This window comes from Thioreductor micantisoli, from assembly GCF_055392745.1.
Window position 1 is genome coordinate 498,971 of record NZ_AP043760.1, and the last position, 20,425, is coordinate 519,395.

The following is a 20,425-nucleotide window of genomic DNA, read 5'->3' on the forward strand; positions in this document are numbered from 1 at the left end:
AGGAATTTTATGAAATTTGAAAAAATAGAATTTTTAAAAAAAGCACTAAAAGAAGATATAGGAAGAGGAGATTTAGCAAGATTTATTGTTGTTGGGCAAAGTTCAGCAATTATAAAAGCTAAACAAAATGGAATTTTAAGTGGAGTTGAATATATTAAATATATAAATGAAATTGCTGATATTGATGTTGAATTTTTTTATAATGATTTAGATGAAATTAAAGAGGGTGATATTATTTGTGAGTTAAAAGGAAGTAGTAAAGATTTACTTTCTTGTGAAAGAACAATTTTAGATATTTTACAACATTCAAGTGGAATTGCTACAAATGCAAAAAAGTATGTAGAATTAACTAAAAATAAAATAAAAATACTTGATACACGAAAAACTCGTCCACTTCTTAGAACTTTTGAAAAATATTCATCAAAAAATGGAGGAGTTACAAATCATAGAATGGGGCTTGATGATTGCTTGATGCTTAAAGATACTCATTTAGCTTTGTTTGAAAATATTACCCAAGCGGTAAAAAAAGCAAGAAAGAATATCCCTTTTACTACCAAAATAGAAGTAGAGTGTGAAACTTATGAACAAGTAGTTGAAGCGATGTGTAACCAAGTTGAAATAATTATGTGTGATAATATGAGTGAAGATGAGATAAAAAAAGTTGTAGAATATAGAAACAAATTTGCAAAACAGACTTTAATAGAAGTCAGTGGAAATATTACATTAGAAACTACTCCAAAATATATAGATTTAGGTATAGATGCTATTAGTAGTGGAAGTATTATTCATCAAGCTACATTTTTAGATTTTTCTATGAAAATGAAATAAAGAACCTATTTGTTTTATGAATAATTTAATTTTGTGCTATAATTATTAAAAAAAAGGAGTTTTTTATGGAAATTAAAAAAATAAGTGATGGAAGTATTGAAATTAAAGGTGTTATTAAAACGATTGAAGATGTAGAAAATATAAAACAAACAATTGAAAATTATGTAAAAGGATCTAATGTAGTTTTGAAAATAGTTGATAGTTTTGCTATGCCTTCTGCTTTGATTGGTTATTTGATTAAATTAAAATCTTTAGAAAAAAAGAATGTAACACTTAAAATTGCAGATGAGGGGCTTTATGAACTTATGAAGGATTTGAATTTGGAAGAGGAATTTAATTTACAAAAAATTTAAATGGGGAATTATGGAAAATATCCTAGAAAAAACTAAAACTTATAATGTCTTATTGATTGATGAAGAAGATTCTTCTAAAGATGGGGTGGAAGAATTATTAAAAAAATTTTTTAATAATGTTGATTTAGCTATAGATGGGAAGGAAGGTCTTTCAAAATATTTAAAAAATGATTATGATATAGTAATTACAGATATTCAAATACCAAAAATGAATAGTATTGAACTTATTAGTAAAATTAAAGAGTTAGATTATTTTCAAAAAGTCATAATACTTATGGATCATAAAGATAAAGAAGCTATTTTAGATGTGATTTATTCTCAAGCTGATGGATATTTGATTAAACCCTTTAGTATTGATGTTTTTAAAAAGTTGATTATTAAAATATCTCATCAAATAGAATTTGAAAAACTTGATGAAAGTTATAAAAATTCAATAGAAGAATTATTAATAAAAAAAACTGAAGAATTAAAAAAATCTTTTTTTATAGATGAACTTACAGGATTTTATAATTACAATAAGTTAAAAGAAGATTTACAAAATATAGATAATTCTTTTTATTTTGTAGGTATTGATATTTCAAATTTTAGAAAAATAAATTCAATTTTTGGTATTGATAAAGGTAATTTAGTTTTAAAAAAATCTGCAAAATTTTTTAAAACTATTTTTCCAGAAACTCCTTTTTATAGACTTCAAGATTCTAATTTTGCTTATCTATTTCCAGAGGATAATAATATAAATGATATATTAGAAATCTTAAAAAATGAATTATTAAAATTTACAGTAGATATTCATTCTATTGAATTTAAATTTACTTTTAAAGTTTTGGCAGTTTTGGGTAAAAAAGATATTTTATCAAAATATAGTTTAGTTAGTTCTTTTATAAAAGATAAGGGGATTAAACAAATTTATCAATATTTCAATGGTAAAATTAAAAAAATTAAAAAAGATCAAAAAGATAGATTGTTTTGGATAAATAAAAGTGTAGAAGCTGTTAATAATTCAAATATAGAGCCTTTTTTTCAACCAATTGTAGATAATAAAACTAAAAAAATTGTTAAATATGAAGTTTTAGCAAGATTAAAAGATGGTGATGAATATGTCTCACCATCTTTTTTTATAGAACCAGCTAAAGAAACGGGAATATTAGTACCAATTACAAAAATAATTATAGAAAAATCATTTAAAAAAATAGCTGATACTAATTTACAAATTTCTATAAATATTACTGCTCATGATTTAGAAGAATGCTATTTAGAAAAATTTTTAGAAAAAAAATTAAAAGAAAATAATCTTCTGCCACATCAAATTACTCTTGAAGTGTTAGAAGGAATTGATAATGAAGATAATGATAAACATTTAACTCAGATAATTAAATTAAAAGAAAAAGGCTTTATAATTGCCATAGATGATTTTGGAACAGGATATAGTAATTTTCAAAGAGTTTATCAAATGCGTCCTGATTTTATTAAAATAGATGGAATTTATATAAAAGATATTGATAAAAATGAGAATTCTTTAAAAATAACAAAAGCTATTGTAAGTTTTGCAAAAAGTATTGATGCAAAAATAATTGCAGAATTTGTGATAGATGAAAAAATTTATAAAACAGTAACAGAATTAGGTATTGATTATTCTCAAGGATATTATTTTGCTAAACCTTCATTAGAAATTAAGGAAAAAATATAAACTAATTAAGTAAGTTCATTCATTATAATTATGAATTTATTATTTGAATATGTGTCAATTTTAATAGAATAAAAATGATTTTTATATTTGATGATTTCTTTTTCTATTTTTCTTAAAGATAATTTAGGTGTTATTTGGTTAAAAAATAGATTTATATCTTTATCTTCAATAAGATTTTTTGCTTTTTTGTTGATAGTAACAATTTTATTATTTTCAACAAAAAATGCAAAATCAAAAAAATTTTGAATAATAGTTTGAATAATGTCATCTTTTTTTTCATTCTCTTTTTTTGCTATGATAAATCCAGCTTTTTGTTCTAAAATATTTAAATAATTTTGTATATCGTCAATTGGTTTTAAAAAAAATCCATTAATCCCAAGTTTTATAGCTTCAATAGCATAATTTATATCATTAAAAGCAGTTGTTATTATTATAGGAATATTTTTATTTTCGTTTCTAATGTTTTTAATCATATCAATACCATTTATTTTTGGCATTTGAATATCTGTGATAATTAAATCAGGATTTGAGTCTTTAAATTTTACTAATCCTTCTTCCCCATTTTGTGCTAAATATATTTTTTTTGTGAATTTTTTTAATATATTTGAAAAAACCATTTGAATGGTTTCATCATCTTCAACATAAAGAATAGAAATTTTATTAAGATTTGGATATTTATTCATTTTATTTTTATTCTCTTTTTTTGGTATTATTATACAAAAAATAAAAGGCTCTTGATATGAAAATTATAATTTTGGATAGAAATTTAGTAGTTTTAGATTATTTTTCTTTTATTTTAAAAAATTTTAAATTAAAAATAAAAATTTTTTCAAAAGAAAAAGAGTGTTTAGAGTATTTAAATGAAAATCCAAATGTTGATTTTATTTTTGTAGAAGAGTTTTTTTATGAAAATTTTTTAGATAAATATATGGATAGTTTTTTAATAATTTTATCTTTTGTAATTAAAAATTTAAATATAAAAAATAGAATTTATTATAGAATGAAAAAAGATATTTTACCTATAGAATTTAATGCTAGATTTGAGATTATTAAAAAATTAAGAGAATATTTTATAAAAGAAAAAGAAAAGAAACTTGAATTAACAGGAATTATTTCATATAAAGAACAGCAAGAAGAAATGGCTACTCAAAAACAATTAAAATTATTTGCCAATGAACTTAGTATGTTTTATGAAAATGATATAATGGTTGAAACATACTTTAATCCTAAAGATATTTTAAGTGGAGATGCTTTAATAACAAAAAGAATAGATGAAAATAGATATTTTGTAGCTATTATAGATGCAATGGGTAAAGGACTTAATGCTTCTCTTACGTCGTCTAATAGTATAGGATTTTTGAATTATGCCGTATTTCAAGCTTTAAAACATAATGATTTTAAATTTACTAAGACAATAGAAAGTTTTGTAAATTATGTAAAATCTATTTTGATTGAGAATGAAACACTCTGTTTTAGTATTGGTTATATTGAAAATAATGAGTTTACTTTTGTAAATTTTGGAATGCCACCTATTTATATTGATAGACAAAAAATCAAAGCAAATAATATGCCTCTTAGTGAATGGAATAAAGAGATAAAAATTGATAAAGTAGAATTTAAAAATGATATTTTAATGTATAGTGATGGATTAATTGAGTGTTGGACAAAAACAGAAGAATTATATTTAAGAAGATTCAAAAAATTACTCCCTAGTTTTATATTTTTGCATGATATTATTCGAGATTTTAAAAAATATGCAATTCAATCAGATGATACTACAATTATTTATGTAAAAAAAGAAAAATTTAAATTTAATAAAATATATGAAAAAGAAATAAAAATTTCTAAGGAAAATATTAATCAATTTTTCAAAGAGTTTGAAAATATAAATATAACAAAAAAAGAAAAAATAGAATTTATTTTACAAGAACTTTTAATGAATTCATATGAACATAGTGCATTAAAATTACAATCTTTAAAAGATGCTATTTTAAGAGATAATGAAATAAAAATTGAAACTAAAAATAATATTATAGCTAAGATAGTTATATATGAAAATGATAAATTTATAAAATTAGATTATAGTGACGATGGAGAAGGATTTAGTGTTGATATTTTAAAAACTTTAAGTAAAAATAAATTGCATGGAAGAGGTATTAAAATGATAAAATCTATCGCTGATGGATTTTTTTATAACTTTAGAGGAAATGGAATACATGTCTTTATGAGGATAAATAATGGCTGATGATCAAGAAAAAACAGAAGAGCCAACCTCCAAAAAGATAGAAGATGCTCGTAAAGAAGGAAATGTTGCTAAAAGTCAAGATGTAGTAGGAGTTACTACACTTATTATTGGTGTGGTTGTGATTATATTTTATCTGAAATTTCTTTTTTATAAAGTAATGGGCTTTTATGTTTATTATTTATCTTTTACTTCTCATGAGTTTAGCAAAGCTGATTTAATAAATTTGGTTATTAAATCTACTTTTGAAGTGTTTATTTTACTTATTCCATTAATGGCAGCTATAATGTTGGCTGGAGTTTTAGGAAATGTTTCACAATTTGGATTTTTGTTTACTACAAAAGCTATAATGCCTAAATTTTCTAAAATAAATCCAATTTCAGGATTAAAAAATTTATTTAGCAAAAAGAAACTTTTTGAAGGTGTAAAAATGACTTTAAAAGTTGCTATTGCTTTTGGTATTGGGTTTAATCTGTTTTTAGGTTGGCTTGAGGAGATTCCTAAATTAGAGCTTTTTCCACTTATGACACAAATTAAATGGCTTATGAATAAATCTATTATTTTGGCTTTTACAATGATAGCTGTTTTTGTAGTTTTTGCGGCTATTGATTTTGTTTTTCAAAAATATAGCTATAAAAAATCACTTAAAATGAGTAAACAAGAAATAAAAGATGAAATGAAAAATAGTGAAGGTAATCCAGAAATCAAAGCTAAAATTCGTCAAATTCAGATGAAAATGGCAAGTCAAAGAATGATGAAAGAAGTTCCAAAAGCTGATGTAGTTGTTACAAATCCAACTCATTATGCAGTAGCTATTCGTTATAATTCAAGTGAAGATAAGGCTCCTAAAGTAGTGGCAAAAGGGGTTGATCATTTAGCACAAAAAATTAAAGAGATAGCAAGAGAAAATGATGTAATGGTTGTTGAAAACAGACCATTAGCTAGACAACTCTATGCTGAGGTTGAAATAGAAGATTATATTCCCGAAAAGCTGTATAAAGCGGTTATTGAAGTTTTAGTTATGGTATATAAAGCAAAAGGAAAATCATAAAATATGTTATAATTATAAGATTATTTAATAAAGGATAAAAATGTATAAAAAAATATGGAATAAAATCATAGAAAGCGATAATATAGTTTTAATAGCGCATGTAAATCCAGATGGAGATGCATTAGGAAGCAGTTTAAGTATGTATAATATTTTGAAAAGTAAAGGTAAAAATGTAACAATTTGTAATATGACTAAGCCTGCAAAATATTTAGACTTTTTACCAAATTACGATAAAATAAAACAGACTTTACCTAAAAAAATAGATTTAATGATTAGTTTTGATTGTGGGAGTTTCGATAGATTAGGAATTGAGAGAAGAGATTTCTTTTTAATTAACATAGACCATCATATCTCAAATACAAATTATGGGGATATAAATTTGATTGAAGATGCTGCTTCCTCTTCTCAAGTTGTATTTAATATTTTAGAAGCTAATGATGTAAAAATAGATAAAAATAGTGCAACTTGTATCTATACAGCACTTGTAACAGATACTGGAAATTTTCAATATGAATCTGTAACTGCTGAGGTTTTTAGAGTTGCTAGTGAACTCGTAAAATGTGAAGCAAGTCCTGAATTTATCTCAAAAATGCTTTATGAAAGAGATAGATTATCTAGACTTAGATTTCTTGCAAAGGCACTTGATACACTTGAATTATATCTTGAAGGACAAGTTGGAGTAGTAGAAGTTACAAAAGAGATTATGGCAAAAACTGGAGCTATTAAAGATGATACAGAAGGGCTTGTAAATATGGTTAGAAAGCTTGAAACAGTGGAAGTTTCTATGATGCTTAGAGAAGAAGACGAAGGAATTAAAATATCACTTAGAAGTAAAAATTATGTAGATGTTAGTAAAATTGCTGTTAAATATGGTGGTGGTGGTCATATAAGAGCAAGTGGAGCCACTATAAAAGATAAAACATTTAAAGAAATTAAAGATATGGTTATAAATGATATTAAAGGACAATTAAAATGAAAAAATTTATAGGAATTTTAATATTATTAGGTTTACTAGCTATCCCATCATATATATATTTTTCTCCAATATTTGAGAAAATTCCTCCTAAAATTACGACAACTCATGGAGAGTTTTGGAATTTAAGAGATAAATTTAATATAAATATTAGTGATAAAAGTGGAATTAAGTATTATAAAATTGTATTGATTAATGACTTAAAATCCAAAGTTTTAAAAACAAAAGAGTTTTTACCAAGTGATGTAAAACGAAACATATCTGTAGATATAAAATTACCAGATTTTTATCAAATTAAAGGTGAAAATTTAACTTTAAAAGTTGAAGCAGTAGATAATTCTAAATGGAATTGGTTTGCTGGTAATGAGGCTAAAAAAGAATTTGATATAAATGTAGATACAACCGCGCCTACAACAGAAGTTATAAATAATAGCTATGCTATGAGAAGAGGTGGAAGTGGAATTGCTATTGTAAAAGTTAGTGATAAATATTTAAAAGAAGCTTATATTAAAATAAGTAATAGAGATAATCCACAACAATTTTATAAATTTAAATTAACTCCTTTTTATAAAAAAGATTATTATATTTCTTTACTTGCTTGGCCTTATAAGTTTAAAACTTTTAGTGCAGATTTAATAGCTAAAGATATGGCTGAAAATGTTTCTACGACTTATATTCCTATTAGATGGATTTTACCAAAATTTAAGCATCCAAAAATTAAAATAAGTGAAAATTTCATAAGAACAATTGATGTTCCACTTCTTCAAAAAATGAATATGAGTGTTCCAAATGATTTAGTTGAAGTATTTAAAACGGTAAATGAAAAAGTAAGAAAAATAAATGAAGATAAAATTTATAAAATTACAAATGTTTTGTTAGATAAAAAAATAGATAGTTTTTATGTTAGACCTTTTCATCCAATGAAAGATGCAGCAAAAGAAGCTGGTTATGGAGAACAAAGAAGCTATATTTTCAAACATAAAGTAATTAGTCATGCTATTCATAAAGGAGTTGATTTAGCTTCATATAAACATGCAAAACTTTATGCAAGTAATGCTGGAAAAGTTATTTTTGAAGGTTGGCTTGGAATTTATGGTAATACATTAGCCTTGTATCATAAGTTAGGATTAGTTTCTACTTATTCACATTGCTCTGGATTTAATGTTAGTGTAGGATCTGTTATATCAAGAGGAACAATTATTGCTAATAGTGGTGCAACTGGTGCAGTGTTTGGAGATCATCTTCATTTTGGAATTTATGTACATGGAATACCTGTTACACCTATTGAGTGGATGGATGCTCATTGGATAAAAGATGATATTACAAATATAATTTTAAAAGCAAAAAGGATTATCAATAGATGAAAACTAGGCAAAGAAGTGTTAGAGTTTTTGAAATAATTACAGAAAACTATGATAAATTTGTTAAATTTGCAATTACAAGAGAAGCTACATTAAAAAAATATCTTGTAGTTGTTAGAAGTAAAAATGAAAAAATAAAAGAGTATTTAGAAAATAGTGATTTTGAATATAGAGTAGTAAAACCAGATTTTGAAGCAACTAATAAAAAATTAGAAATAGAAGAAGACCATAACGATGGTAAAGTGAAAGTGGAAAATAAGAGTAATTCGACAAAACTAGAAATTTTTGATAGAATTATACGAAGCGGAGAAGAAATTAATTCTAATAATAAATTAATTTTTTTAAAAAGAATAAATGCAGGAGCAAAAATTATTGCAACTGAATCAATAGAAATTTTTGATGAGGTAGAAGGGGTGATAATTTGCACTGGTGAATATATAATAGTTAAGAAAAATGAAAAAGGGACGATTTTATTTCATAATGAAGAAATAAAAGTGGATAAATTATCATTTATTAGTAAAGATGGGATAAAGGAATTAGAATGAAACAAAGAACTATAAAAAAAGCAGTAGAAGTTGTAGGAATTGGACTTCATAAAGGTGTACCAGTAAATTTAAGACTAGAGCCAATGCCAGAAAATAGTGGAATAGTTTTTTATAGAAATGATAAAGGTGTTACTATTCCTTTGGGAATTGAAAGTGTGGTTGATACAAAAATGGCTACTGTAATTGGTAAAAAAGGTGTGGTTATTTCTACTATTGAGCATTTAATGAGTACTATTACTGCTTTTGGGATAGATAATTTAAGAATAATTTTAGATAATGATGAAATACCTATAATGGATGGTAGTGCAATTAGTTTTTGTTTATTACTTAAAGAGGCTGGAATATTAGAACAAAATGAAAATAAAAAATTCATTAAAATAAAAAAAGAAGTAGAAGTTACAATGGAAGGAAAATATGCAAAAGTAACTCCTAGTGAAGATATATCGTACAGTTTTAAAATCAACTTTAATCATCCTTCAATTGGAGAACAATTTTATAAATTTAATTTTTCTACTCAAAACTATATAGAAGAAATAGCAAAAGCTAGAACATTTGGATTTTTGAAAGAAGTTCAATATTTAAGAAGTATTGGTCTAGCACTTGGTGGAAGTTTGGATAATGCAATTGTATTAGATGATAAAAAAATATTAAATGAAAATTTAAGATATAATGACGAATTCGTTAAACATAAAATTTTGGATGCAATAGGTGATATGAGATTACTAGGGTACAATATGATTGGTAGTTATGATGCTTTTTCGAGTGGCCATCATATAAATCATTTATTAACTAGGAAGATTTTTGCAGATAGTCAAAATTATGAAATAGTTACTGTTAATAATCAAGTAGAGGAGAAAGTATTTGTCACAAGCGCACAAACAGCATATTAATATAGTTATAATTTCTATTTCAAATCCTATTAAAATAGGTATCTATATAGATAAAGTCTTATTTGAAGAGATTGTATCAGATGAAATGACATCTGATTTTTTGCCTAAATTTTTTGATAAAATATTAAAAGAATATAGTATAGATAATATAATCTATTCAAAAGGTCCTGGGAGTTATATGTCGATAAAACTTACATATATTTTTCTAAAAACATTACAAATTACTAATAATATAACTATATTAGCAGTAGATGGTTTCTATTTTAATCAAAATTCTCCAATAAAAGCGCTTGGAAATAGATTTTTTGTTAAAGAAAATGATACAATTACGATAATGAAAGCGGAAATTAAAAATTCATTTGAATTACCACAAAAATTGAATTTTAATGATTTTTCAAATGATATTGAGCCGCTTTATATATTAAATGCAGTGTAAGGACAAAAATTGATTATATCGACTCCAGCAACAAGTGCCAATTTAGGCCCAGGTTTTGATACATTAGGTGTATCATTGGCTTTGAGAAATGAAGTAGAGATTAAATTTTCACAAATAGAAAAAGTGGAACTTTATGGGGAGAATGCAGAATATCTGAAAAAACTTCCAAATAATATGTTTGTAAATATATTTAGTGAAGTATATAAAAATTTAACTGGATTCAAGCCAACTTGTCATTATAAGTTTAATAATAAAATTCCAATTTCAAGGGGTCTTGGAAGTAGTTCAGCGTTAATTTCTGCGGCTATAACCGCGGCCTATGAATTAGCTGAAATTCCTTATAAAAAGGATAAGATTTTAAATTATGCTTTAAGTTATGAACATCATCCAGACAATATTACTCCCGCAATTTTAGGTGGTTTTTGTGTAGCTAAACTGAAAAAAAATAGAGTATATTTTCTTAAAAAATTTGTTCCAAATTCTATAAAGGCAGTTGTTGTTATTCCAAATAAAACTGTTTCAACAAATCAGTCAAGAAATACATTAAAAGAGCAATATCCTTTAAAAGATATAGTGACTAATATATCATCAGCATCTATGATAACAGCAGCATTTTTTAGTGAAAAATTTGAATTATTAAGAAATGTGGTAGAAGATAAAATTCATCAAGAATTTAGAATGAAAGCAATGCCTGATCTTTTTAAAGTTAGAGAAATTGCACTAAGAGAAGGGGCTTTGATGAGTACATTAAGTGGAAGTGGAAGCACTTATTTTAATCTTGTTTATAAAGATGATGCTTATAATGTATTCAGTGCTTTGAAATCTTATTTCCCAGAATTTAATGTAAAAATTTTAAATTTTGATAATCTTGGTGTTAAGGTTTATAAGTGACGGAAAGAATGTGTATAGTGTGTCGTAATAGGCTTCCTCAAAATAATATGTTAAGACTTCAGTGTAAAAATGGAGAACTTTTGAGATTTAATGGGAATGGAAGAAGTTTTTATTTATGTAAAAATTGTGAAAATAGTAAAAAATTAGATAAAATTATAAAAAGAATTTGTAAAAAAAATATAAGTATCGAAAATATAAAGGAGATAATCATATATGGAAATTAAAATTAAAGAGGTAGCTGTAGAACTTGGAAAGAGTTCAAAAGAAGTTATCGATATTTGTAAAGATATAGGAATTAAGAATGTAAAGGCTGCTACTAGTTCGGTAACACCTGAGGAAGCTATGAAAATAGCTGAATATATTCAAAGTCCAATATCTAAAGAAGAAGTGAAAAAAGAGGCTAAAACTACAAAAAAAGAAATGCCTAAAAAAACAAAAAAAACAGAGGCTAAAAAAGAAGAGCCAAAAGAAGAAGTAAAAGAAGTTAAAAAAGCTAGTTCTATTAGAAAAGGTAAAGGTATTAGAATTGTAAAAAAGGCTAAACCAACAGTTTCTTCATCATCAATGCCAAAAAGAGAAATTAAAAAAACTATTGCACAAACTCCAAAAGTAAAAAAAGAGAAAAAGAAAATTGCTCCAAAAGCTATTGATAAAGGTAATGAACTTCAAATAAATAGAGAAATTGCAGAAATTAATTCTATCGAGGATAATCAAGTTCAATTATTGGATTTATCTTTTGTAGATATTACAATGCCATTAGAAGAAAACAGACCTAAAAGACCTAATCAAAACAGACCTAAAAGAAAAACGAACAATAGAAAAAGAACTATTACAAAAGAAGATAATAAAAAGAAAAAATACGCTAAAAAAGAGAAAGAACAAGGAACTATTTTTATAAAAAGTGAAACAAGAGTTTATGAGCTTGCAGATAAAATAGAAAAACCTTTACAAGAAGTTATTGATAAATTTAGAGAGTATGGTGAAGAACTTGATAAAAATGATTTTATTAATGCAGATTATATAGAAATGCTTGCCGATGATTTTGATGTAGATGTTAAACTTTACAACCCAATCGAAGATTTTGATTATGTTGGTAAATATGATTTAATTAAAGATAAAGAAAAAGATTTAGTAGAAAGATTTCCTGTTGTTACAATTATGGGACATGTTGATCATGGTAAAACAACTTTACTTGATAATATTAGAAATTCAAGAGTAACAGCAAAAGAAGCAGGTGGAATCACTCAACATATTGGTGCTTATATGGTAGAAAAAAATGGTAAAAAAATCACATTTTTAGATACACCAGGACATGCGGCCTTTACTTCTATTAGAGAAAGAGGTGCAAATATAACTGATATTGCTATAATTGTAGTAGCTGCTGATGATGGTGTTATGCCTCAAACAAGAGAAGCTATTAAACATGCTCAAAATGCAGGAGTACCAATTATAATAGCAATTAATAAAATGGATAAACCTGATGCAAATCCAGAAAAAGTAACTACTCAACTTAGTGAATTTGGAATTATGCCAACTGATTGGGGTGGAGAAAATGAATTTGTGAAAATTTCAGCGAAAACTGGAGAAGGTATTGCTGACTTACTTGAAACTATAAATATTCAATCAGAAGTTTTGGAATTAAAAGCTAACCCTAAAAGAGAAGCAAAAGCCGTAGTTATTGAAGCCGAAACTCAAAAAGGTAGAGGGCCAGTTGCAACTGTAATTGTTCAAAACGGAACACTTAAAAAAGGTGATATAGTTGTATGTGGAACTACATTTGGTAGAATGAGAAATCTAATCAATGATTTAGGACAACAAGTAAAAGAAGCTAAACCAGGTGAGCCGGTTCAAGTAGTTGGGCTTAATGAAATTCCAAAAGCAGGTGAATTTTTGGTAACTGCTAAAAATGATAAAGAAGCTAGAAATTATGCAACTAAATGGAAAGAATTTTTACTTGAAAAAGCAAGAGGTAAATCAACAAAAGCAACACTTGAAGATTTACAAAAAATGATGATTGAATCAAAAATCAAAAAACTTCCTATCGTTATTAAAGCCGATACAAATGGAAGTGTAGAAGCTATTAGATATTCATTAGAAGAGCTTAAGAATGAGGAAGTAAGAGTTGATGTATTAAGTGCTAGTATCGGTGATATTACAGAAAATGATGTGGTTTTAGCAGGAGCTGGTGAAAATAAAGCTATTATTGTTGGATTTAATGCAAAAGAAACACCAGATGCCAAAAGAAAAGCAAAACAAGAAGGAATTGAAGTTAAACTTTATAATATTATCTATGAATTAATCGATGATATTAAAGATAAACTTTCAGGTATGTTGAGTCCTGAAATTGTAGAGACTTATACCGGTAAAGCTGAAGTAAGAGCAATATTCCCTACAAAAACTGATGATAAGATTGCTGGATGTATGGTAATGGATGGTGCTATTCATAGTGATGATTTTGCTAAAGTTATAAGAGATAGTGAAGTTATTTATACAGCTCCCTTGTCATCACTCAAAAGATTTAAAGATGATGTAAAAGAAGTTACAAAAGGTAATGATTGTGGTATTATGATAGAAGGATTTAATGATTTCAAAGAGTATGATATGATAGAAACTTTCAAAAAAGTTGAAAAAAGAGCTGAATTCAAATGAGTAATAAAAGTATAAAAGTCCAAAGAAAAGAATCAATATTAGTAGAACTTTTAAATGAAGCTCTTTCTACTCTTAATGATTCTAGACTTAATTCTTTAACTGTTTTAGAAGTGGTTTGCTCAAGAGGTGCAAGTGATGCAAAAGTTTATCTTGAAAAATCACTTCTTACAAAAGAAGAACAAAAAGAAGCTTTGAAGTTATTAAGAAAAGCAAATAGCTTAATTTCTAAATATTGTTTAGAAAGTACAGGATGGTATAAAGTACCTAATTTTAGCTATACTTTTGATAATTTATTTGAAAAAGAAAATAAAATAGAAGAGCTATTTGATAAAATAAAAAAATGAATGAATTAGAAAAATATAATAAAATTTTTAATCAATATAATATAAATGTTGTAGAGGAATTTTTTTATATTCTTTTTAATTGTGTAGATTCTTCTATTGATACATATGAAACATTAGATAAAATATTAAAAAATAATCCTAATTATGAAAAAGTAAAAGAAAAATATAAAGAATTTTATTATTATGTAATTAATTATTTGAAATCTTTAGATACTTCAAAAGAGATGTTTTTACATACTCAAGTAATTAGTTTAATAGATATTTTAATGAAAATAGATAAAAAATATATTGAAAATAATATCTATATTATTATTTCAAATGTTATAGATTTAGTGTTTTTTAAATATAAATTAAATATTAATAAGTTTAATACAAATGAAAAAATTAAAAGCTATTTAATGAGTAAAATTAATGATGAAAATATTGTTAATTTATTAAATGTGTTACTTTTAAGTAGTGTTTCTTTAGAAATGGAATATGTAAAAAAAATTTCAGAAGAGGATTCAGAACATATATTAAGAACAATTATTTTAATAAGTTTATATATTTGTAATAAGGATAAAAATGAAAGAAATGGTAAAACAGATAGTTGAGGATAATGGATTTAAGTTATATGATATTGAAATAAGTGAAGAAAATGAACATAAATATTATAGAATTTATATTCAAAAAAAAGATGGTAATAGTGTTAATTTAGATGAATGTGCTGGGGTTAATAGAATTATCTCACCGATTTTTGATGTAGAAGAGCCTATGAGTGATGCATATTTTTTAGAAGTAAGTTCCCCTGGGATTGAAAGACCACTTAAAAAGTTAGAACATTTTAAAAATTCTATTGGTGAAATAGTAAAAATTTCTATGACTGATGGAAGTAAAATAATCGGAAAACTTCAAGATGTAACTGATGAAAAAATAAATGTAAAAAATAAAATTATTTCTTTTTCTAATATTAAAAAAGCTAGAACATATTTTGAATGGAAATAGATTACTTAAAACTTGCAATTCTTGAAGCTTGGAAATATCAGTTTTTAACTTATCCAAATCCTGCTGTTGGGTGTGTCGTAGTTGTAAAAAATCGAGTTTTTGTAGAAGCACACAAAAAAGTGGGAGAGCCTCATGCGGAAGTAAATGCTTTGTGGAGTACTTATAAGTCATTTTTTTCTACTCCAAATTTAACAACATCACAAGAAATTCACGAATATTTATATAAAAATCATAATAATTCTTTTAATGATGCTACTATTTATGTAACATTAGAGCCTTGTAATCACATAGGTAAAACGCCAGCTTGCTCACAACTCATTGAAACTATAAAACCGAAAAAAGTAGTAATTGGATGGCTTGATCCTATTTCTTCACATTCTGGTGGAGTCCAGAGACTTAAAAATGCTGGAATTGAAGTAGAAATTTTAAATGATAAAAGATGCTTTGATTTAATAGAACCTTTTATAAAATGGACAAATGATAAATTTATATTTTTTAAATTTGCAACTTCACTTAATGGTGCTTATACGGGTGGATATATTACTAAAAAAGAATCCTTAAAATGGGTGCACAAAGTTCGCGATAAGTTAGATTTAATTGTAATAGGTGGTGAAACTGTCAGAACAGACAGGCCAACTCTTGATGCAAGAATGGTAAATGGAAAAGCCCCAGATATTTTAATATATTCAAGACAAAAAGAGTTTGATAAAACAATTCCTTTATTTAATATTGATAATAGAAAAGTTTATATTAGTGATAATTTGGATATAATTAATAAATATAATTTCATTATGATAGAAGGTGGTGAAAACTTATATCAAAAAGTAAAACAAATAGTCGATTGGAATCTTTTTATAATAAATATAAATAAAATTTTAGATAGAAAAAATTACAAATTTGATGATGAAATAGAAGTTATACATGTTGAAAAAAAAGAGGATATGTTTTTATGGACACAAAAAATGTAGAAATTTATGAAAAATTAGCAAAAAAATATGATTTAGCTACAAACATAGTCTCTTTTGGGATAGAAAAAATTTGGAGAAAAATATTTGTAAAAAAAGTAAAAAAATATATAAAAAATGGAGTTTTACTTGATGTTGCAAGTGCTACTGGAGATATGGCAAAAGAGATGGATTTTGATAAAATGTATTTGCTTGATCCAAGTGAACAGATGAATAAAATTGCACAAGAAAAATTAAAAAATAAAAATGCTATTTTTATTCAAAATTATGCTGAAACTTTTGAATGTCCCCAGAAAGTTGATTTAATAACAGCATTTATGGCAGTTAGAAACTTTGATAATTTAGAAGAAGGTATAAAAAATTTGGATAAATGTCTGAAAGTAGACGGATATTTTGCTATAGTAGAGCTTACTAAAAGTGATTCAATACTTTTTAAACTTAGTATGTTTTATATGACTAAGGTAGTACCATTAATTGGTGGTATAATTACAGGAGAATTTGAAGCTTATAAGAAGTTTCCTAAAATGATAAAAAATATCACAGATGAAGAGATATTACAATATTTTAATAATTATGAAATAATAGAAAAACAAAGGCTTTTTCCACCAATGGCAACTTTAATAATAATGAGGAAAAATGGATAGAATTTTTGAAATAGAAATTTCAGAAAACATTGATGTTGTTATTGATTCAAGATATAGAATAAAAAGTTTTATTGAATTTATAAGACTTTCATTTAATAAACTTGAAATTAAAGATGATGAATATTTTATCTATTTTGATACAGAAAATATAAAAAAACATAAATTATTGCTCCAAACATTAATTAAACTATATAAAAAAACCCATAAAGATGATTCTATTTCAAAAAGAATAGCATTAAATTATAGAAAAAATGTTCGAATGAAAATAAAAAAACATAGTATCTCTTTTAATAATATTTTAAATATTGAAATTAAAAAAATTTCTTCAAAAGAATTTAGCATAGAATTTTCAAAATTTATTAAGCCAGTTTATAACTACATAAAAGGTCTTTTTTTATTCCATATATTAGAGCTTTATGAAAATAAATTAATAATCTCTTTTAATGAGAATTCAAAAGATTTAGTATATGAAATAGGTAAAAAAAATTCTATTATGGGATATAAAGTTCATTTTGTTGTAGATGAAAATGAATTTAGATTTTCATCAAGAACTTTTAGTGTAGAAGGAAGTATAAAAGAGTATTTAGCCAAGATTAGAAATGCACTTTCAATTTTTGGAGTGGAGAATATTTATGAGTTTGAAACAGTTAAAAAAGAGTATAAAAGACTTGCTAAAAAATATCATCCAGATATCCATAGAAATAAACCAGAACTTATTCAAAAAATATATAATAAAAAATTTATGAAAATAAAAGAAACTTATGAAGTATTAGAAGAATATGCAAAGAGTAAATTATGATAAATAAAATATTAAATTCGAATAAACTCTTGACTCAAATCTATTTTGATTTGCAAAAGTATTTTGAAACTAAATATCCTAATCCTTTGGTTTTGATGGAAATAGGAGCATTTTTTGAAGTATATGAAGCAAATGAAATTGGCAAAGCTAAAGAAGTTGCGGAGCTTTTAAATATTCAGCTTACAAGAAAAAATAAATCAATTATAGAAGTAAATGAAAAAAACCCACTTTTAGCAGGTTTTCCAAATCATGCACTTGATAGATATATACAAAAACTTATAGATGAAGAAAAATATACAATTATTTTAATCAAACAAAAAGGCCTCCCTCCAAAAGTAACAAGGTATATAAGCGATATAATTTCCCCAGGTGTGAATTTTGATTATATAAAAAAAGAAGAAAATTATGTTACAAGCATAATAATTGAAAAAATAAAAGATATTTATCACACAGGATATGCGAATGTAGATGTGACTACTGGAAAAACAAATATTTTCGAAGCATATTCTACAAATGAAGATAAAACATTTGCTTTAGATGAACTTTTTAAAATGATTCAAACATATAAAAGTAAAGAGTTTATTTTAACTCTTGATAAAAGTGTAGAATGTGATGAAGTAATTAATTATTTAGAACTTAAAAATATAAATTTAATCTATTCATCTAAAAGAGTGAAAATTAATTATCAAAATGAACTTCTTAAAAAAGTATATAATATAAAATCTCTTTTAAGTCCAATTGAATCTTTAAATTTAGAGACACTTCCAATAGCAACTGAAAGTTTTGCTATTTTACTTGAATTTATAATTGCACATAATTATAAAATTATCCAAAAAATAGATGCACCAAAAGTAATAGAAAATGATAAATATTTATATTTTGGGAATAATCCAATATCTCAACTTGATTTGGACGAAGTATTGAAATTAATTGATAAAACTTCCACTCCAATGGGCAAAAGAGTTATAAAACAGAGATTTTTCAATCCTATAAAAGATGAAAAAGAGCTTAAAAAAAGATATAAAGCAGTAGAATTTATGTTAAAAGAAGGTGAAAAATTTGAAAATTTAGTCAATGAAATATATGATATTGAAAGATTAGATAGAAAAATAAAACTCTCTAAACTTCATCCTTTTGAAATAAATTATTTATATACTTCTTTAGAAAATAGTAAAAAAATATATTTACTTTTAAATAAAGATATTTCACAAATAGAAGAGTTTTTATTTGATATAACTCAAACTTTTGATTTGAATAAATCAGCTAAAGTTATGTTTAATGATATAAAAGAGTCAATATTTAAAAATGGATATTCTAAAAATCTGGATGATTATAACAATAAAATAGAAAAACTAAATAAAGATTTAGAACTGATTGCTAAAAAAATAGAATCACTTTTTGAAGGAAATGTAAAACTAAATATAAATGAACTTGATAAAGAGGGGCATTATTTAAGTTTAACAAAAACAAGATTTAATCTAATAAGAGATAAATTTAATGATACTTTTGTAGAGATTGACAATAAAAATTACTTTTTCAAAGATTTTAATATCAAAATTTTAACTAATAGTGTAAAAATTACAGGTTCAATTATAGATGAAATAAGTAATAAAATAGTGATTATTAGACAAAAATTAATTAATTCAACTTCGGAATTGTTTTTAGAAAAATTAGTTGAATTTGAAAAAAAATATCCATTTTTAAATGAATTAGCTACTAAAATAGCTGAGGTTGATATAGCACTAAGTTCCGCAAAAATCGCTAAAAAGTATGACTATTCAAAACCAATAATTAAAAATTGTAAATTAAAAATAAAAGAAGTTCGTCATCCTCTTATAGAAATAAATCAAGAAAATGGAATATATGTTCCAAATGATGTTGATTTCAATAGATATGATGGAATGCTTTTATATGGAATTAATTCAAGTGGAAAAAGTTCATTAATGAGAAGTGTGGGAATTTGTGTAGTTTTGGCTCAAAGTGGATTTTTTGTTCCAGCAGATAAAATGGAATTTAGTTTATATGATTCTATTTTTACAAGAATTATCTCAAAAGATAATTTATCCAAAGGATTATCTACATTTGCAGTGGAGATGATGGAGCTTAAAAATATATTCAAAAGAGCAAATTCTAATTCATTAGTTTTAGGTGATGAAATATCTCATGGGACTGAAACATTATCAGCTTTAAGTATTGTAGCAAGCTCAGTTATAAAACTTTCTAAAATTAAAGCGAATTTTATTTTTGCTACACATTTACATCAATTAATGAATTTAGATGAAATAAAAACTTTAAAAAATGTAGTAGCTAAACATTTAGAAGTTTATTTTGATGAAAAATCTCAAAAGTTAATATATGATAGAAAGTTGCAAGATGGGAATGGAAGCAGTGTTTATGGACTTGAATTTGCAAAAAGTTTATATATGGATGAAGAGTTTTTAAAAATTGCAAATGATATTAGAAAAAAAGTATCTAATGAATATGAAGAGTTAGAACTTTTTACAAAAAATAAAAAATCAATTTATAATAAAGATGTTTTAGTCTCAACTTGTGCTATTTGTGGTAAACCAGCCGAAGAAGTTCATCATATAAAGCCAAAATCAACTATTGAAAATGAATTTCAAAAACATCATAAATATAATTTGATACCACTTTGTAAATATCATCATAGATTAGCACACGAGGGGAAATTAAACATCAAAGGTTTTATTACAACAAGTGAAGGAATAGAACTTCATTACGAGGAGAAAGAATAATTTTTTAAAAATGTGTTACTTTTCGTA

At 24.8% G+C, this 20,425-nt stretch carries 21 protein-coding genes; 20 read left to right on the top strand and 1 reads right to left on the bottom strand.

Annotated features, from left to right (window positions below; genetic code table 11):
- Window positions 1–9: 9 nt before the first annotated feature.
- From nadC to ACZ5OA_RS02705, 3 genes are all read left to right on the top strand, one after another.
- The gene (gene nadC / locus ACZ5OA_RS02695; protein ID WP_464907988.1) at window positions 10–828 is read left to right on the top strand and encodes a carboxylating nicotinate-nucleotide diphosphorylase; all 819 of its coding nucleotides are present in this window, start codon (window positions 10–12) and stop codon (window positions 826–828) included.
- A 65-nt stretch (window positions 829–893) separates the two neighbouring features.
- Window positions 894–1,181 carry a hypothetical protein gene (locus ACZ5OA_RS02700; protein ID WP_464907989.1) on the top strand — a complete coding sequence of 96 codons (288 nt, stop codon included), beginning with the start codon at window positions 894–896 and terminating at the stop codon, window positions 1,179–1,181.
- Between the two features lie 10 nt (window positions 1,182–1,191).
- Complete coding sequence (locus ACZ5OA_RS02705) at window positions 1,192–2,868, top strand: EAL domain-containing response regulator (protein WP_464907990.1); 1,677 nt, start codon at window positions 1,192–1,194, stop codon at window positions 2,866–2,868.
- A 5-nt stretch (window positions 2,869–2,873) separates the two neighbouring features.
- On the opposite strand, the gene ACZ5OA_RS02710 is transcribed toward ACZ5OA_RS02705, so the two are convergent.
- The gene (locus tag ACZ5OA_RS02710) at window positions 2,874–3,551 is read right to left on the bottom strand and encodes a response regulator transcription factor (RefSeq protein ID WP_464907991.1); all 678 of its coding nucleotides are present in this window, start codon (window positions 3,549–3,551) and stop codon (window positions 2,874–2,876) included.
- Window positions 3,552–3,607: 56 nt separating this feature from the next.
- On the opposite strand from ACZ5OA_RS02710, the gene ACZ5OA_RS02715 reads away from it, so the two are divergent.
- From ACZ5OA_RS02715 to ACZ5OA_RS02795, 17 genes are read left to right on the top strand one after another with little or no spacing between them, the layout of a single operon-like run.
- A complete protein-coding gene (locus tag ACZ5OA_RS02715) occupies window positions 3,608–5,113 on the top strand; it encodes a SpoIIE family protein phosphatase (protein WP_464907992.1) in 1,506 nt (501 codons plus the stop codon).
- Window positions 5,103–6,161: a flagellar biosynthesis protein FlhB gene (gene flhB, locus ACZ5OA_RS02720; protein ID WP_464908316.1), complete on the top strand. Its 1,059-nt coding sequence runs from the start codon at window positions 5,103–5,105 to the stop codon at window positions 6,159–6,161. Before ACZ5OA_RS02715 ends, flhB begins: the two co-directional genes overlap by 11 nt.
- A gap of 40 nt (window positions 6,162–6,201) precedes the next feature.
- Window positions 6,202–7,137 (top strand): DHH family phosphoesterase, encoded by a 936-nt coding sequence (locus tag ACZ5OA_RS02725; protein ID WP_464907993.1) that lies wholly within the window; start codon window positions 6,202–6,204, stop codon window positions 7,135–7,137.
- Window positions 7,134–8,498, top strand: coding sequence for a M23 family metallopeptidase (locus tag ACZ5OA_RS02730; protein ID WP_464907994.1), 1,365 nt, complete (start codon window positions 7,134–7,136; stop codon window positions 8,496–8,498). Before ACZ5OA_RS02725 ends, ACZ5OA_RS02730 begins: the two co-directional genes overlap by 4 nt.
- Window positions 8,495–9,040, top strand: coding sequence for a septum site-determining protein MinC (locus tag ACZ5OA_RS02735; RefSeq protein ID WP_464907995.1), 546 nt, complete (start codon window positions 8,495–8,497; stop codon window positions 9,038–9,040). The genes ACZ5OA_RS02730 and ACZ5OA_RS02735 overlap by 4 nt, the downstream gene beginning before the upstream one ends.
- Entirely contained in the window at window positions 9,037–9,930 is an 894-nt protein-coding gene (gene lpxC / locus ACZ5OA_RS02740; protein ID WP_464907996.1) for a UDP-3-O-acyl-N-acetylglucosamine deacetylase, read from the top strand. Before ACZ5OA_RS02735 ends, lpxC begins: the two co-directional genes overlap by 4 nt.
- Complete coding sequence (locus ACZ5OA_RS02745; RefSeq protein WP_464907997.1) at window positions 9,902–10,366, top strand: hypothetical protein; 465 nt, start codon at window positions 9,902–9,904, stop codon at window positions 10,364–10,366. The genes lpxC and ACZ5OA_RS02745 overlap by 29 nt, the downstream gene beginning before the upstream one ends.
- Window positions 10,367–10,375: 9 nt before the next feature.
- Complete coding sequence (gene thrB, locus ACZ5OA_RS02750; protein ID WP_464907998.1) at window positions 10,376–11,257, top strand: homoserine kinase; 882 nt, start codon at window positions 10,376–10,378, stop codon at window positions 11,255–11,257.
- Window positions 11,258–11,265: 8 nt separating this feature from the next.
- Entirely contained in the window at window positions 11,266–11,481 is a 216-nt protein-coding gene (locus ACZ5OA_RS02755) for a DUF448 domain-containing protein (protein ID WP_464908317.1), read from the top strand.
- On the top strand, window positions 11,471–13,906 hold the full coding sequence (infB, locus tag ACZ5OA_RS02760) for a translation initiation factor IF-2 (RefSeq protein WP_464907999.1): 2,436 nt from the start codon (window positions 11,471–11,473) through the stop codon (window positions 13,904–13,906). Before ACZ5OA_RS02755 ends, infB begins: the two co-directional genes overlap by 11 nt.
- Window positions 13,903–14,250 (top strand): 30S ribosome-binding factor RbfA, encoded by a 348-nt coding sequence (gene rbfA, locus ACZ5OA_RS02765; protein WP_464908000.1) that lies wholly within the window; start codon window positions 13,903–13,905, stop codon window positions 14,248–14,250. Before infB ends, rbfA begins: the two co-directional genes overlap by 4 nt.
- Window positions 14,247–14,843 (top strand): hypothetical protein, encoded by a 597-nt coding sequence (locus ACZ5OA_RS02770; protein ID WP_464908001.1) that lies wholly within the window; start codon window positions 14,247–14,249, stop codon window positions 14,841–14,843. The genes rbfA and ACZ5OA_RS02770 overlap by 4 nt, the downstream gene beginning before the upstream one ends.
- Window positions 14,815–15,234 carry a ribosome maturation factor RimP gene (rimP, locus tag ACZ5OA_RS02775; protein ID WP_464908002.1) on the top strand — a complete coding sequence of 140 codons (420 nt, stop codon included), beginning with the start codon at window positions 14,815–14,817 and terminating at the stop codon, window positions 15,232–15,234. The genes ACZ5OA_RS02770 and rimP overlap by 29 nt, the downstream gene beginning before the upstream one ends.
- Window positions 15,225–16,202, top strand: a complete 978-nt coding sequence (ribD, locus tag ACZ5OA_RS02780) for a bifunctional diaminohydroxyphosphoribosylaminopyrimidine deaminase/5-amino-6-(5-phosphoribosylamino)uracil reductase RibD (protein WP_464908003.1) — start codon at window positions 15,225–15,227, stop codon at window positions 16,200–16,202. Before rimP ends, ribD begins: the two co-directional genes overlap by 10 nt.
- Window positions 16,184–16,843 carry a class I SAM-dependent methyltransferase gene (locus tag ACZ5OA_RS02785; RefSeq protein ID WP_464908004.1) on the top strand — a complete coding sequence of 220 codons (660 nt, stop codon included), beginning with the start codon at window positions 16,184–16,186 and terminating at the stop codon, window positions 16,841–16,843. Before ribD ends, ACZ5OA_RS02785 begins: the two co-directional genes overlap by 19 nt.
- Window positions 16,836–17,642 carry a J domain-containing protein gene (locus ACZ5OA_RS02790; protein WP_464908005.1) on the top strand — a complete coding sequence of 269 codons (807 nt, stop codon included), beginning with the start codon at window positions 16,836–16,838 and terminating at the stop codon, window positions 17,640–17,642. The genes ACZ5OA_RS02785 and ACZ5OA_RS02790 overlap by 8 nt, the downstream gene beginning before the upstream one ends.
- Window positions 17,639–20,398, top strand: a complete 2,760-nt coding sequence (locus tag ACZ5OA_RS02795) for a MutS-related protein (RefSeq protein WP_464908006.1) — start codon at window positions 17,639–17,641, stop codon at window positions 20,396–20,398. The genes ACZ5OA_RS02790 and ACZ5OA_RS02795 overlap by 4 nt, the downstream gene beginning before the upstream one ends.
- The last annotated feature ends 27 nt before the right edge of the window (window positions 20,399–20,425 follow it).